Consider the following 15,464-nt stretch of genomic DNA (forward strand, 5'->3'; position numbering starts at 1 on the left):
TTAATTACTTACCCTTCCGAATTCATCCATTTTCAATAACAATAAGGTATTGTTAATTCCTATTATGCTGGATCCTATTGCATAAATCTTATTGTTTACCATAACCGCATCGTGCAGTTGTTCATCTGAATTGCTTCCAAAGGTTTCGGTGAATACCTCCCCTCCATTTAGGCCTCTTCTTGAGATCAAAAAATCACTTTGCGAATTGGCGCCTTCTTCCAATATTTCTGTTTTGCCAGTAACCAAGTAGCCGGATTCTATTTTTTTAACATTGTTCAATTGATGATTTCCTTTGTCTCCAAAAGGCGTAAACTCTGATGTATAAGCTTTACTATAGAACAATTGCGTTTGCTTACTGATATCAAATTCACCAAAAAGAACAATGCCTTCATTGGTTCCGATTAATTTTCTAGTGGTAATACTCGTGGCTCCTTTAAATTCAAGAAATCCCAATTCTTCAATTAAACTTAGCTGAGGTGTATTACTTCTTAAAAAAGTGGAAGAACTGCTATTATATACCCAATTAATTCTATCATTAAGATCTCGATACAATATAGTAGCGGGCAGTTCTTTTGCCTTTTCACTTCTAAAAACGTTTAGCAGGCTTAAATCATTGGAGTCTAATTCCCCATAGATTGTATACCCAAGCTGTTCTCCACCTTCTTCATCTCCTTGAATTTCGGATCCACTAAATATGATTTTGTTAGTGGATTCATCAAAATAAAAGCCTTTAAGTTCATAGGAAATCGCATTCTCCAATTTGTAATGTTGAGTATCCACTATTTGCAAGTTACTATTCAGGGAAAAGAAAATGAGACTTGTATCGCCAACAGTACCCCCAATAACAATATTATTGTCTGCTGTAACAATGGCATCAGCGGCACTCCAGTTCTGATTCGTCTCTTCCGGAAAATATTTCGGGTCTGAAACTTCATTTCCAGCCAAATCTAACTTCAGTACCCTTATTTTTTCGTTCGTGCTAGTTTGTTGGAAAATGCTAGTATTGGAAACTACTAAGAGATTTTGATCAGATAATTTCTCAATTTTCAAAGGGACTTCTGAACCTTGACCTTTTATAATTTTGATAAAAGCGTCCTGAGATGCAGGAATAAGATTCTCTTCTGTATTACAGGCAACAGCAGTCGTTAAGATTGCAAGTACTAATATGTATTGTTTTATACTTCTCATTTGATTAACTCAGGATTAAATCTAGGGAATCGAAAACCAAACCGTAAAATGAATGCATGTCCTTTATATTGATTTTCAGCATAAGCCGCTTGCAATAGATCATAATCCAGTTGTGCACGGCCGGGACTATTAAAATCTACCTCCTCTAAAAACCTAAATTGAAATAGCGCTTCAACAGTAATATAATTTCTACCTAATTGCTTAAAATTTCCTCGCAAACCCACTAAGCCGCTTGCATTAAATTGATTTCTGAAGTCAATCATATCCAAGTTATTAATTTCTTCGATACCGTTAACCGATAAATTGGATGATAAAAGGTAATGGATAGATGGGCCTGCTGTAACTTCCAACAAAAACTTATTTACAAATGGGATTTTATAATTTATCAATAAAGGCACTTCAAGCCATTGTTGATTTTCTGTAATAGTCTGAGGTACACCACTACCTCCTTCGTCCGTTACAGTGGGTCTAATTAAAACAGAGCCCCTGTAATTATAATGAACTTCCGCATTGGCCGTAAAATCATCATTAATTGGATATTGAAAAAATAAACCCGCCCCTAAACCAAATGGGGGTTCATAAGTGCCACGACCTGCTAGATCAAACATCGGATAATACTCAGTGATTTCAATAAAATTATAACTACTACCTAGTTTTAAGCCATAAAAGAATTTTGGATCTGTATCATAGTTTTCAGATAAAATGATGAGTTCAGTAGGGTCTGTTTCCTCATTAACTTGATATTCAGGATTAATTTTTAAAAGTCGCAAGTAGGCAATTTCCGCTTTTTCTTGTTCTTCGCTGAACAAATAAGATAAAGTTATAAACCTTAAGGCTTCCACTTTCTCTTCATCTGTAAAGCCATTTTCTATACATTTTGACAACAAATTAGGCATATCTTGAAGCTTTCCTTCATCATAAGCGTTTCTGGCGTCCCTTAAATTTTGAACACAATTGTTCTGAGCAAATCCATGATAGGAGACGGTCATAAATAAAAGTAGCACTATGATTATCTTATTCCCCTGCATCTGATAACTTTTCTAAATTTTCACAAGTTTGTTCATATGGCAAATCACTACCTACATAGGTTGCCCATTCCGTCTGAGTCATATTTCTATCTAAGTCATCGCATAATTTGTCTCCCATTCTATCAATTGAATAGGGCCAGACATGTATTCTTCCATCTTCTGAAGCAGAAAAAATCCATTCATTATTGGCACTAAAGTCAGTTGACCATACCCAGTCATTGTGATCGGATAAAATAATGGGGGGCTGGGTTATTTCTGACAAATTCCAAACTCTAACTGTCCTGTCTTTACCAGCTGAAAGCAGGGCCGATCCATTCTCACTTATTTTCAACTCATCAATTCCTCCAATATGACCCGTTAGTGCATTTGGCTTCGAAAAATTATTATCAGCAAATAAATTTACAGATCCATTCACATCCCCGGTAACCACAAAATTAAACTTTGATGTTACGGTGCTTAATGCACTTTTAGCCTTAAATAAAACAGTATCGTTTTCTCCTGTTTTATCGATTCGTGTCAATTCTCCTGTATCAGTAGCCAGCCAAATAAATGATTTATTTTCATCCACTATGAAATCATTAATTTTCATTTCAGATTGAAAGATTTTCTTGCTTTTACCCTCATCCAATAATTTGATTGACTTCCCACCTTCATCCAATACCCATAATTTATTATCCGCAAATCGCATTTTCACAAATGCCCCTTTAACTCCTCTTATTTCTTCAAGTGAAGGTTTACTTTGGCTTAAATCATATCGTTCAATAACGGATTCACCCGCATCAGTAATAAATTGACCAGCCGCATAAATATGATTGTTATTATGATCAAAAATCATCGATTTAACCACTCTTCTATTTCTTATTGGCGCTATGGTATCGGCAATCCAGTGATTTTCTACTTTATTCCATTTAAGGATACTCCCTTGTGAACCCGCAGAGAAAAATTCATTGTCCGAAATGCCTGCTACAACTACTTTTGCCGATTTTAGATGCCCGTCAATCTTTTGAGTTAGCGGATGATTAAATTCCTTCAGCGCATAATATAAGCCATCGTAAATTTCCGGATCATATTCATATTTATTGTATCGCTCATTAAAAATATAGGCTTGCTGTGCCAAAAGACCCTGTAGTTGCGGATCATTCAACTGCATTGATTTAACAGATATAGCATTGGCTATGGCCAAATATCGCAATTGATCTGCCCTAGCTTTTTCATCCTCAGCTCTTTCTTTTTCAAGATTTGCCTGTTTTTCTGCTTCTTTTGCCACAATAGCTGCTTCACTTGCCTCTCCTTCCGCTTTTACTGCGGCTATTCTTCTTTCTTCAGCTAATTTTGCCGCCATAGTAGCTCTTTCTTTTTCAATCCTAGCAGTTTCTGCACTTTCTTCTGCTAAATCTTTTTGCTTTTGCGCTTCTTTTTCTTTTTCCTCAGCTAATTTTGTTTGATCCTTGGCTATTTTAGTTTGTTCTTTTGCACGAGCCGCTTCTGTTTTAGCCAAGTCCTCGTTTCTCTGGGCTTGAATACGCTCATAAAAAGCATATACCAAAAATAATAGGGAAACCACGGTTGCAGCAGCCATTATAAAAGCCGTTACTCTAGCTGTTCTTAGTCTCCTTTTTTGTTCTAGTTCTTTCGCTCTTTGCTCTATTTCGTATTCTTCTGCCGAATGCTCCAGGAAAGAAATTGTTCTTTCATAGGCTGGATGATATCGTTGTCCCCAAATCAAAGTAGGGTTATGCTTTTCCTTCCAGTTTAAGGCCAATTGTAAATCAGGTGGTCTCCATAAACTCGTCTTTCCTTGCTGAAACATATCGGCCGCCTCTGCCAGACGCTTATACATGGCTACTGCATCTGCCTCATCATTCACCCAGTTTTTCAAGCGGTTCCAAATTCTCATGATACTTTCATGAGAAATGTCCACTATGGAATTACTGTGAAGCGGAACCCCATATTGAGGAGTTAATAGAGACCTTCCGGGATCTCGAAATTTCTCTATTACTTGTATGATTTTTTCCTCAGAAGTATTAGCAATAGCAGCAATTTCGTTCAGTTGAGTTGGTCTTCTGATTCCATAACTCCCACCACCGCGTTTTTCAGTTATGGCCTTGAAAAGAAATTCACAATTTCTTTGTTGCTCGTCATTGAGTTCCTCAAAAGCTTCATTGGCATGCATTGACAAGGCCTCGGACATAGTCCCTATAGCCTCATAATGCTTAATATCCAGTGGCTCATTTTCATAATCCCTAAAGTGGCTCCAGTAATCCCAAGTACGCATTAGAGCGTGTTGCAAAATTGGCAATTGATCAGGATTATCTCCCAAATCATTTAAGAGTTGCTGAGTTAGTCTAGGCGCAATTTCAGCATTCCCAACTGCCACTGGACCTGTAATAGCTCGCCTTTTTTGCTCCCTTGTCATTTGAGGGATCAAATATTGGCTGTCGTTGATTTGTCTGGTTAGTTCAGGAAATTGAGAGCACTCACCAATAAAATCCGAACGCATTGTGATTGCTACATATATAGGTACATCTGCATGGTTGATGGCCTCCATCAATAGATTAATAAAAGCTAAGGTTTCATTTACTGACTGCATATTAGATGAATCCTTAAATCTGAATAGTTCTTCAAATTGATCCACCAAAATAAGGTAGTTCTTCTCCTTATCGCCTTTAAACTGCATGATGGTTTCAACCAAGCCCACCGATGAACTTCTTAAAAGTGAAGAAATAATCGTCCGTTTGATCTGCTTATCTTCTTCAGAAAGCTCTTTGTCAATAAGATCAGTTTTCAAAAGTGATTGTGCTAAATTGTCAATTGGTGCCGCTCCCGGACGGGTGACAACCACCTCCCAATCTGTAGATCGACCTGTCAAAAACCCTCCATATAAAATAGGTAAAACTCCACAGTAGATAAAAGAAGATTTACCACTCCCCGATGGCCCAATAACTCCCACAAATCGATGATTGGACAGTTTCAATAACACCTCATCACTTTGGCCTTCTCTTCCAAAGAACAAATGGCTTTCTTCAATCTTGAAAGGACGCAATCCAGGAAAAGGATTGCTCTTTTTTCCATATTGCGATTTAGGGGCATTCGATATGGTTAGTTTTTCCTCTTCCATTTTAGCTTTCTTCTGCCAGTTTTGATTGGCTATTTTCAAAAGCCAACTTTATGTCACTAATAAATTTACTTAAAATTTTGGAATTATTACTAACGTCTACCTCAACTTCATATCTGCTAATATACTCATCCTCAGTGCCTTTTGCTATTTCAGATTTAAAAAGCTTACCCAAAATAGGTTTCGATCTTCCAAAACCGGGAGCTTTTAGCAAATCTAAAAGTTTCATATAAACCCACTGGTTATTTACATTTTTTTGAAAAACTATGGCCGCATCCATGTCCTTCAAAGCATCAATATGCTTGTTGCGCAATTCCATTAGCTCTCCATTATTCTCTAAGACAAGCAATTCCACATCGTTTTGAAGGATTTCTTTTTTTATAGGCTCAACATCGCTTATGTCAATTTCATCATAAATTAAGTAAATAATGGCTTTACTTTGATCCTTGTTTCTGAAGCTATTTCTTAATTTCCTATTCAAACCTTTATCTAGCAGTTCCTCCCAAAGCGTATTTTTAAAATCTTCCAATGAGGTCTGCAATACTTCTGCACCAAACGATGCCTTATCATCCCTTTTAATATTATGTATAAAAGACTTTTGCTTTTCACTTGCAAATTTTAAAGTTGGGCTAATCCAAATCAATCGATTAAATTTTTGAGGGTTTCTTTCTGCAAATTCTGATGCTAGTGAATTTTGAATATCCATTACGGAGCTTTCTGTTCCATTAGGAATAGTGCCATAGGATGATCCTATCATGTGAATTGAAAATGAAGATTTACTTAAATCACTTTCGATCGATTTTTTCACATCAGCTACATTATGGGGCAGCAGGCTTTTTGGATAAACCTCGTAACCATGCCTAGTTAATTCTCTTTTTATAATGTTTCTTGCCCCGGATAAATCTTGCCCTGTTTCCGCTAAATATATTGCTTTTCGGCCATGCCCTTTGTCAACTTTACTCTTATGGTTCATATTCAAAATGGTTTCATAGATATCAAAGCACAAGTCAACCATTTTCATCCAATATCCTTTTTCCGCTTCTTTTGAGAAAAAATCTGATAGCTCCTCTTCTTGATTTTCACTATTCAAATAGAAGATATACCCTCTTAGCACTCGAAGCTTTTCTGGAATATCGATATATGCTAATGGAGATTTAAAAACAGGAAAAATTCGATCATGGATTACCTCCATTTTATTGTCCAAAAAAAGATTTTCGACTCTATCTAAGCAAGCACCTGATAAAATAAAATCAGGTGACAAGATTGGAATATATACCCCATTCGGTTCAGGATCATTTCCTTCAGTATCGGCATACAAATTAATTTGGATTTTCCTGTTCATGGTTTGTTTAAGCATCATGTACAGGAACTTCTCAAAATAGCTTACCCATCCTCTATTTTCAAGAATGGGCTTATTGTCCCCTTCAGCATAAATAATATTTATTTCTAATTTTTCATTCATACTTTTGATTGATAATATTGGGTTATTGCTGTAAACAATTGGTTAGTAAACTCCTGGCTTCTAGACATCAAGGAGTAAAAATTATTGATATTTAATTGGAAAACTACGGAATGCACTTCTGCCGTTAATTTTTCGGCTTTAAGGTTTTTCTCAGGAACAAATAATTCTCCATAAACATCATTCTGAATCAGTTTAACGTCCGCCTCAAATTCTGTAGTCAGATTCAAGCTTCCTTCTGCTACCACATAAATGGCATTATTCTCCTGATTAGTTAAATCTATGGTCTCCTCTGCTTCCATTCTGATGACCCTGGTGTTGTCAGCCAAATCACATAGCTGATCACCATTTATTTTGGAAAACACTTCAATTTGTTTGAGGAACATAACGATTTCCACTAATAGGAAATAGCCATCATTCAAGCCATCTTCAAGTTGATTGTGCGCAATTGTATTCACCAGGTCATCTTGATCTTCCTGGCCCACCCTTTCAATCACTTTTTCGAACTGATTGGGTTTCCTATGATACAATAACCAAGCGGCCACTTCTTGTAATAATCTATCGCTATTGAAGACATGGGCTATTACAGCATAATTGGGCTCATAATCTTTTTGGAAAGCGAGATTATATAAGGCACAGGCTTTAATCCACCTTGAAATTTGATTGTAATCTCTGTTAAGGATATTGTTGAGCAATCTTAAAGGCTCAAAATGTTCTCTTGGAAAGAAATGATCCAAGGCCTTAATTTTCTCACTTATCCCAATATCATCGACCAATGGAAAAAGCTTACTTTTCAATTCCGAATCAATAAACATATCCATCAATTCTATTCCATAGGCTATACCCTCTGCAGTTTCTGAAAGAATGTTTTCTTTAACTAAAGAAACCGATTCCGTATCGTAAACCAGGGACAGAAATAGAAATATTTGTTCGAAATTATGCCCTAATTCTTCTTTAAAGGCTTTCCTCAAAATTTCATACCTTTCTTCCTTAGGAAGCTCTTGAATAGCGGCCATATTCCAGATAGCCTTGCCAATTTCCTCTTCAATTAAGGTAATTATTATTTGTGCTTGATTGCCTTGTGCATTAAAATCTTCATAACCAAAGCCATTCAGCATCTCATAAACAATCCTTTTATCTGGATAGTCAATTTTTTTAAGTAATAATTTTTCTGCCTCAACACTTCCGATTTTACCCATAATACGAACAACCGCCATCCTGATTTTATCAGTTTGACCAGATTTATGAAAAGCAGATTCTAAATGATGCAGAACTTCTTTTCCTGCAGCGACCAAAGCTGCTAAGGCAGCATGTCCATATTTTTCAGAATCTAGCATGTCAATAAGCACATTCCAAGTCTCATGCCTTTTCAAGAGGCGCGCAGTCTCGATGGCTTCCATTCTTACTTCAATGTTAGCATCTTTTAATAAATCCAATAAAAGAAATACATTTTTAGCATCAGCATGTTGTCTGAAAATTCGGGCTGTATATAACCTCTTATTAGGATCTAAAGACCTTGCCCAGCTACTCAATTGCTCAAAACTTACCGGAGTTACATCTCTTGATTCGTTTTCTTTGCGTGCTTTCTCTGCTAATTTTTTTAAAGTAAGATTTGACTTTATGCCAAATGCTGATTTTCCGTCTCCTAAATATTCCTTCATTTTAGGAGAAACATCCCCTGTAAAATTCTCCTTAAAAGTTGAAAATTCTTCAGGCTCGAGTTTTTCCATAAGTTTCAAGCTGTAAAGCCTCTTATGCTCCTCTTTACTTTGCACTTGTTTCTGCAATAGCCTACTAATTGAATTCTCGTTTTCATCAACCTTATTCTTTTCTTTATTTCGAACTAATGTTCCTTGAAGCGTTGTCTGATAGCCTTTGTGCATTCTGCGGGTCACCAGATACCATATCACTAACAAAGGCAAAACTGCTACAGAAATGGTTAATAGATTGAACACCTCGACATTATTTAGTAGAATAATAATTGCACCAGCCAGCAATCCAGCAAATGCATTAACCACTCCTTGAATTTTTACTTGAATATCAAATCTGCTCTCAACATCAAGGGGAAGAAAATATAGCTTAAATGCTGGCTCGTCTAATGCATCCTTGAGCGAAGTGACAAAAAGCTTACTTACTGCAATAGTGACAAAGAAGAAGATAAAGTTGGGATCATCTGGAGTGAAGCCTAAGCTGGCACCAATAAGACTTGCCGCCCCTACCATTATCATTATAAGGATTGGATTTATCAGTAGCGATACTCTAAGCCCGTACAAAGCAATAATTTTATCGGTCGCAAAGGTTTGGAAGAGAAAACTGAAAATTATAATGGTACCGTTAAAATATGCCAAAAAAGTAGCTAAGTTGCTTTCATTGAATTGCGCTGATGCAACGCTAAAGAAAGAGTAATCGATGAAAGTTACCGCTACTACACTAACTAAAACAAATGCTACCATCAAAAGCATATATTTGTCTGTTAGCACTTTTTTGAAGGAAACCAGTTCATTTTTTCCAGCTCTAATCAAATATTTTTTCGAGCTATTCATCAGCCATAAAAAGGATAAAAACATACCCCCAAGGCTAATAACACTCATGGTAATCAGGTCCTCTTCTGCAAAATCAGGCCTGTTCAATAAATATGGGATAATAACTAATAATGCCAGAATTGATGCTGTTAGTTGTCCAGTATCGATTCCTCCAATGATTCTTTTAGATTGGCGTAAATCGAAAAGCCTGCCAAACGCACCCCAAAAAATCAGTAAAATCAAGTACGTAAATGGCAATACAAAGGTGAAAGTGATAAAATATAGAGGATATACGTTAGGTAAGTACGAATAAGCTACTTCAACAGATATCAATAAAATGAAGATGACTAAAAGCGTATAGCCTGCTAATCGCACAAAACTAATCTTGGATTGAAAATAATTGAAAAGATATGTAGCCAATACTCCAATTGCCCCGGATACAACTATGGCCAGGGGTAAATCTGTTTCTTCACTAAAGTTATTCAAGAATAATGCCTCGGCACCCACGGAAAGTCCTGACACAAAAAAGCCCATAAAGAATCCCATGAGTAATAATAAAAATACTCTTTTAGACTCTTGGTCTTCAGCATTTAATACATTGAGAATCAGCTTTTTCAATGGTCAGATGTTGTGTAATGTAGCAGTCGAATATAAATCAAATACCTGGATTGTACTATTTAATCTAGAATAAAGTAACTTTTATTTCGATGAGTGGTTAAATTATCCAGATGGCGTACAATAGGTGTTACAACATCTTTTTTAGAATAGTAATATTTTTCTAATTATTGCATAATTAAGTAACCATTTTAATATAGTTACTGACAAATTACATGCAAACCATAAAAATCTACTCTTTGGATTTCTTTTTGTTTATGTACCTATTTAAGACAAAAGCAGCAACCCAAAAGGCTAATGCTACAAAAGTGTATTCCATTGCATCTTCGCCCGCATAGCGTAAACTATAGTAGAATACCATAATCATTATGGCTACTAATACCCAATAAATAACCCTTAATATTTTCGTAAACTCCATTACATTTCTATTTCAATAATTCATAAGCCACTTCTACATAAGTGTAAACATCATTAGGATGTTGGTCTGTATAAAACTTACTTCTGCTTTTACCTAATCTGACCACAACTGCATTTTTATCCTCAAGAACAAAAATATATTGTCCCAAAATTCCTCTGGCGTAGGGGATCTGTCTTCCCTTATAATCTAAAATCCACCACTGGTATCCATAATGCGGTACAGTTTCCTTGGCATTCATCAATTGAGCGGGTTGAGTCGCCATCTCAATATATTCAGAGGGAACTACCTGTTCCTCATCCCATTTTCCCTTATTCAAAACCAGCTGGCCAATTCTTGCAAAATCTCGTGCTGTACTATTGAAGCAACAAAATGCTTTTTCCATCCCACCTTCTTTATCCAAACTCCAAAGTGCATCCGTTTCTGCGCCAATTTTTCTCCATAGTCGATTGGTGGCATAATCACTTATCGATTGACCTGTAGCAGATTCCAAAACCTCAGCTAAAACCTGAGTATTAATACTTTTATAGGCAAACTCCTCCGCAGGATTATTATCCACTTCTAATTCAGAAATTAACTTCTTCAAATCATCACCATAATATGCATTTGTAGTTTTAGAAAATGGGCTCAAGTAGGCTTCATCCCATCGAATCCCTGAACTCATCGTCAACACATCTTTAATCAGAATTTTAGATTTCTCCCCTTCTCGAAAGGATTCCACGAAATCTCCAACTGGTTGAAAAACACTTTTGATTTTACCTTCTTCTATCGCTATTCCTATAAGCAAACTGACTATACTCTTTGCCGCTGAAAATGAATTCGAAATTTCATTTTCATTATAACCTAAGAAGTATTTTTCATAATAAAGTGCCGTGTCCTTCACAATTAAAAAAGCGGTAGTTTCATACCGCTCTAATTCTTCTTGGTAGGTTTGCCCCATTTCATACTGATTGTACAAAGTAGATTCTCCCCATGCTTGGGGGTTGCTTGCAGCTATAGTTCTGTTTTCAAATATTTTATAATCATCTATATCAGCTGTTAAATGGAGAAATGCTTTTTGTGCATAATTAGGTAAAAAGAAATAAATCACTCCTAATACGATGAAAAGCAAAAGGGCAAATCCACCAATTTTTTTCAATATCATAACACTTACAATTAACGAAAGGGCAAAAATACACTTTCAAAAATCAAAATTCCCCAAGAAAACGAAATGAATTTATTATTCAACATTTCTCTACTACCTTCGTAATGATTATCTCATGAAACAAAAACTAAATTTAATTAAACTAAGATGAAAAAAGGACTTTTAATAACTATAGGCGTAATAGTCGTTGTAGTATTTATACTTTACAGACTTTTTGCAGGATCCTACAATAACATGGTTACAAAAGAGGAACAAGTTACGGGCGCTTGGTCGCAAGTAGAAAATGTTTATCAAAGAAGGGCTGATTTGATTCCTAATTTGGTGAATACGGTTAAAGGATACGCTGATTTTGAGCAGGAAACTTTACAGGGCGTAATTGAAGCAAGATCAAAAGCAACAGGCGTCAATGTAAATACTGATGATTTAAGCCCAGAAAAAATTCAACAATTCCAGCAAGCCCAGCAAGGATTGAGTTCTGCATTATCTCGATTGATGGTGGTTGTAGAAAGATATCCTGACCTCAAAGCCAATCAGAATTTTATCAAATTACAAGATCAATTGGAAGGTACGGAAAATAGAATTGCCGTAGAAAGGAGACGCTTTAATGAAGTAACGCAAGATTATAATACATATATTCGAAAATTTCCACAAGCGATGTTGGCTGGAATGTACGGTTTTGACAAGAAGGGTTATTTTGAAGCTGATCAAGGAGCAGAGCAGGCACCAGAAGTGAGCTTTGACTAATTAAGCTTGGGTTTCATAAGTTTTTATTATCCCTTAAATACAATAAAAAAGGCTTTCTCACTGATGAGAAAGCCTTTTTTGCTTGTGTTAAACGAATACTTTTTTTACTTATTTCCGCCAGCTCTAATCATTGCACAACGGAAACCTATTGTTGCTGTAGCAGAATCTTGCTCTATAAATCTTCTAGTACCTGGAGACAGCCAGTAAGCTACATCAGCCCAAGAACCTCCTTTATAAACTCGGATATTATCATTAATTAATGAGTTGATTGCATTTGGATCTGTAGCGCCATTGTCGTAATTGCTTTGAGGATCCAATGTTCCGTCTCTTCTAACTGGATTTAGATCATCAAAATCCTGGAATGAAAGCGGACGGTACAAATCCCAAACCCACTCATTTACATTTCCTGCCATATTATAAAGCCCGTAATCATTTGGTGGAAAGTTGTATATATAATCAGTAACAAAAGCACCATCATTTAATTTCCCAGCGATACCACCATAGTCACCTCTACCTCTTTTGAAATTCGCTAAGAAGTAACCCATTTCTTTGCCGTAAGGATTTCTTAATGAGTGACCGTCCCAAGGATAGATTCTTTTGTACAGTTGCACTTCGTCAACCCATTGAGTACCGATTAACGCAGTTGCAGCATATTCCCATTCTGCTTCAGTAGGTAGTCTATAATCTGGCAAAACAACTCCTGTCTCCAAAGGAATTCGACCTCCAGATTCAGCAGGAACTTCAATTCCAGCTTCTTCAGCTAATTTATAATTTACCATTACTGATCTCCATTTAGCATACTCCGTAGCTTGTTCCCAAGTTACCCCAACAACTGGATGATAACGGAAACCAGGATATCTTAAATAATGATCAACATATGGGTCATTATAAGCCAATTTCCTTGCCCAAACGGTAGTGTCAGGCATAACAGACTCATAATAATCTCTTGAGGAATCTAGTTTTACGTAATGCAAGAACTCTAACCAATGGATATTGGCTACTTCAGTTTCATCCATGTAAAACGATGATACTGTTACAGTCCTCTCAATATTGTCTCTAGTATGAAGGATATCTTCTTCGAAAGAACCTAATACAGTTCGACCGCCTTCAATATAAACTAAGTTAGGACCATCTGGCTGACCACGAAATTCAGCCACCTGAAAGCCTTCTTCGCTATTATATTCTAAACCTGTGGTCGTACTTACCACTCCCGGCCCTTTGGCTGTCGGGTTGCCTCCACCGCAAGCAAACAAAATAGCTACTGCTACTGTAAGCACGGCATACTGGATTTTAAACACACACTTTTTCATATCCTGTTATTGTATTCGTTTAATAAACACTGTTTAATCACTTATATATCAATGCAATATATAAAAACTAGGTAAATATAACCTAACAAAGCACTAAATTCAACTATTAAAATGAAATTTTAAAGTATTTTAGTACAAATTCGACCAATATGTAATAATTTTAAATCAGTTACACTAAAACGTCTGCCGATTTTGCTTTATTGCTTTAATCCTCTGCCCAAACTTTTGTACCTTCCGTACAATTAGTGCAAATATCAATTTCCCTCCTTGATATTAAAAGCTTATTCCTAAATTCATTATAATTATTTCCGCGCCAAATGTTGTCAAAGCTCTCTTGATTTAGATTTCCAAACTGATGAGTCGCGTCTTTATCAAAACAACAAGGTACCACTCTACCATCCCAAGTAACCACACAACTATGCCACATTTTCCAGCACTGGTTTAATAGTTTATTTTTAATAGTATATAAACCATTCTCTAACTTTTTGTAGCGACTATACTTAGAATTATTAGGTATTAGGGGTGAACCATTTTGATAATCATAAATCTGCGCTGTTTTCAGCTTCACTTCATCTACACCTAACTCTTCTGCTAATTCATAAATTTGCGGGATATCTTGCTCGTTTGGCTTGACCACCAAAAATTGAAAAATTACATGAGGAGTGGAAGATTTCAACTTCTTCTTCCACTTGATCAAGTTTCTGGTACCATCTAATACCTTTTCAAGCTTTCCTCCGATTCTATAAGATTCATATGTTTCCTGTTTGGCGCCATCAATAGAAATTATTAATCTATCCAATCCGCTCTCCACTGTTTTTTTTGAAGTTTCTTCATCTAAAAAATGGGCGTTGGTTGATGTGGCTGTATAAATATTATGTTTTGAGGCAATTTTCACTAAATCAAGAAAATTTTTATTGACATAGGGCTCTCCCTGAAAGTAAAACAGCATGTAAATCAAATGCTCTTTCAACTGTAACAGCATATTTTCGAAGGTCTCCGCTTTCAGCATACCAACTGGTCTGGAAAATGATCGTAAACCACTAGGACATTCAGGGCAGCGTAAATTACAAGAGGTAGTGGGTTCAATAGCAATAGAAATAGGTTTGCCCTTAATTCTAGAATAGCCTGAAGATTTAGACTGATGATAGCTCCACAGTAATGAAAAAGTGTTTACTGCTTTTTTAAATGTTATCTTTTTCAGTAGATTAAGGCTATCTTTAAAATGCATATATTTTATTGTAATGCTCAATGCAAAAACGAACTTAATAAATCCCCATGAACTTTAAAGCAATCATTCGATTAATTCCGTGGATAATTGTGCTGGTACTTTTGGTTTTTCTGTGGCTAAGGCGCTTAGGTAATTACACAACGCCTGAAAAAACTCAAATTGAAAGTACTTTAGTGCTCCAGGAAATTGAAAAACTGGGCAAATTAGAATTGGTGAAGTACAATTATAAGGAAGTCGTGGAGATGGAAAATGTGGCCAAGAGATATTTAGATTTAGGTTATTTCTATATTCCGGGAGGTCAAGATCAAAAGGCAATTTTAATAGCGCAGGGTGAGGCCGTGGCATGTATTGATTTACAAAAGATTAAAAAAGAAGATATCGAATTAAGAAAAGATACTTTGATTGTAAATTTGCCTCAACCTGAAATTTGCTATTATAAAGTGAATTTGGAAAACAGTAAGTTCTATGATCTTAAGACCAGTTCAGACCATAAAAAAGCAGGAGCATTTGTAGACGAAGTGTATGCCAAAGCGGAAGCACAAGTAAAAGAAGCCGCTTTGCAATCGGGAATTTTGGCCGATGCTAAAATTATGAGTGGAAATGTACTTAAACCCTTTTTAGAAAATATTACTGGAGTAACAGTTGTTCTTAATTTTTCTGAGAAGCCGGATGCTATTAGATTCGAATTAGATTAGT

At 36.0% G+C, this 15,464-nt stretch carries 11 protein-coding genes; 2 read left to right on the forward strand and 9 right to left on the reverse strand.

Annotated elements, in window-relative coordinates; translation table 11 throughout:
* The 7 genes from AAC601_RS06450 to AAC601_RS06480 form a co-directional block, all read right to left on the reverse strand.
* Nucleotides 1-1,188, reverse strand: a complete 1,188-nt coding sequence (locus tag AAC601_RS06450) for a hypothetical protein (RefSeq protein WP_303271110.1) — start codon at nt 1,186-1,188, stop codon at nt 1-3.
* Entirely contained in the window at nt 1,185-2,216 is a 1,032-nt protein-coding gene (locus AAC601_RS06455) for an outer membrane beta-barrel protein (RefSeq protein WP_303271111.1), read from the reverse strand. The genes AAC601_RS06450 and AAC601_RS06455 overlap by 4 nt, the downstream gene beginning before the upstream one ends.
* Nucleotides 2,203-5,373 carry a High-affnity carbon uptake protein Hat/HatR gene (locus tag AAC601_RS06460; RefSeq protein ID WP_303271112.1) on the reverse strand — a complete coding sequence of 1,057 codons (3,171 nt, stop codon included), beginning with the start codon at nt 5,371-5,373 and terminating at the stop codon, nt 2,203-2,205. The genes AAC601_RS06455 and AAC601_RS06460 overlap by 14 nt, the downstream gene beginning before the upstream one ends.
* Complete coding sequence (locus tag AAC601_RS06465) at nt 5,336-6,793, reverse strand: hypothetical protein (protein WP_303271113.1); 1,458 nt, start codon at nt 6,791-6,793, stop codon at nt 5,336-5,338. Before AAC601_RS06465 ends, AAC601_RS06460 begins: the two co-directional genes overlap by 38 nt.
* A complete protein-coding gene (locus AAC601_RS06470) occupies nt 6,790-9,930 on the reverse strand; it encodes a hypothetical protein (RefSeq protein ID WP_340152817.1) in 3,141 nt (1,046 codons plus the stop codon). The genes AAC601_RS06465 and AAC601_RS06470 overlap by 4 nt, the downstream gene beginning before the upstream one ends.
* A 229-nt stretch (nt 9,931-10,159) precedes the next feature.
* Nucleotides 10,160-10,345: a hypothetical protein gene (locus AAC601_RS06475; protein ID WP_303271115.1), complete on the reverse strand. Its 186-nt coding sequence runs from the start codon at nt 10,343-10,345 to the stop codon at nt 10,160-10,162.
* A 7-nt stretch (nt 10,346-10,352) separates the two neighbouring features.
* Nucleotides 10,353-11,486, reverse strand: coding sequence for a serine hydrolase (locus AAC601_RS06480; protein ID WP_340152818.1), 1,134 nt, complete (start codon nt 11,484-11,486; stop codon nt 10,353-10,355).
* Nucleotides 11,487-11,633: 147 nt separating this feature from the next.
* Here AAC601_RS06480 and AAC601_RS06485 point away from each other — a divergent pair, with 147 nt between their 5' ends.
* Entirely contained in the window at nt 11,634-12,230 is a 597-nt protein-coding gene (locus AAC601_RS06485; RefSeq protein WP_340152819.1) for a LemA family protein, read from the forward strand.
* Nucleotides 12,231-12,334: 104 nt separating this feature from the next.
* On the opposite strand, the gene gldJ is transcribed toward AAC601_RS06485, so the two are convergent.
* Both gldJ and AAC601_RS06495 read right to left on the reverse strand, forming a co-directional pair.
* A complete protein-coding gene (gene gldJ, locus AAC601_RS06490) occupies nt 12,335-13,540 on the reverse strand; it encodes a gliding motility lipoprotein GldJ (RefSeq protein ID WP_303271119.1) in 1,206 nt (401 codons plus the stop codon).
* A gap of 205 nt (nt 13,541-13,745) precedes the next feature.
* On the reverse strand, nt 13,746-14,768 hold the full coding sequence (locus tag AAC601_RS06495) for a radical SAM/SPASM domain-containing protein (protein ID WP_303271120.1): 1,023 nt from the start codon (nt 14,766-14,768) through the stop codon (nt 13,746-13,748).
* A 47-nt stretch (nt 14,769-14,815) separates the two neighbouring features.
* Between AAC601_RS06495 and AAC601_RS06500 the strand changes: the two genes are divergently transcribed.
* Nucleotides 14,816-15,463, forward strand: coding sequence for a DUF4230 domain-containing protein (locus tag AAC601_RS06500; protein WP_340152820.1), 648 nt, complete (start codon nt 14,816-14,818; stop codon nt 15,461-15,463).
* The last annotated feature ends 1 nt before the right edge of the window (nt 15,464 follow it).

The organism is uncultured Marivirga sp., from assembly GCF_963974845.1.
GTDB classification, from domain to species: Bacteria; Bacteroidota; Bacteroidia; order Cytophagales; family Cyclobacteriaceae; genus Marivirga; species Marivirga harenae.

Bases quoted from the DNA above. Each gene is read 5' to 3' on its own strand.
- AAC601_RS06500 (WP_340152820.1), top strand. From the start codon at position 14,816: ATGAACTTTAAAGCAATCATTCGATTAATTCCGTGGATAATTGTGCTG.
- gldJ (WP_303271119.1), bottom strand. From the start codon at position 13,540: ATGAAAAAGTGTGTGTTTAAAATCCAGTATGCCGTGCTTACAGTAGCA.
- AAC601_RS06475 (WP_303271115.1), bottom strand. From the start codon at position 10,345: ATGGAGTTTACGAAAATATTAAGGGTTATTTATTGGGTATTAGTAGCC.
- AAC601_RS06450 (WP_303271110.1), bottom strand. From the start codon at position 1,188: ATGAGAAGTATAAAACAATACATATTAGTACTTGCAATCTTAACGACT.
- AAC601_RS06465 (WP_303271113.1), bottom strand. From the start codon at position 6,793: ATGAATGAAAAATTAGAAATAAATATTATTTATGCTGAAGGGGACAAT.
- AAC601_RS06485 (WP_340152819.1), top strand. From the start codon at position 11,634: ATGAAAAAAGGACTTTTAATAACTATAGGCGTAATAGTCGTTGTAGTA.
- AAC601_RS06480 (WP_340152818.1), bottom strand. From the start codon at position 11,486: ATGATATTGAAAAAAATTGGTGGATTTGCCCTTTTGCTTTTCATCGTA.
- AAC601_RS06455 (WP_303271111.1), bottom strand. From the start codon at position 2,216: ATGCAGGGGAATAAGATAATCATAGTGCTACTTTTATTTATGACCGTC.
- AAC601_RS06495 (WP_303271120.1), bottom strand. From the start codon at position 14,768: ATGCATTTTAAAGATAGCCTTAATCTACTGAAAAAGATAACATTTAAA.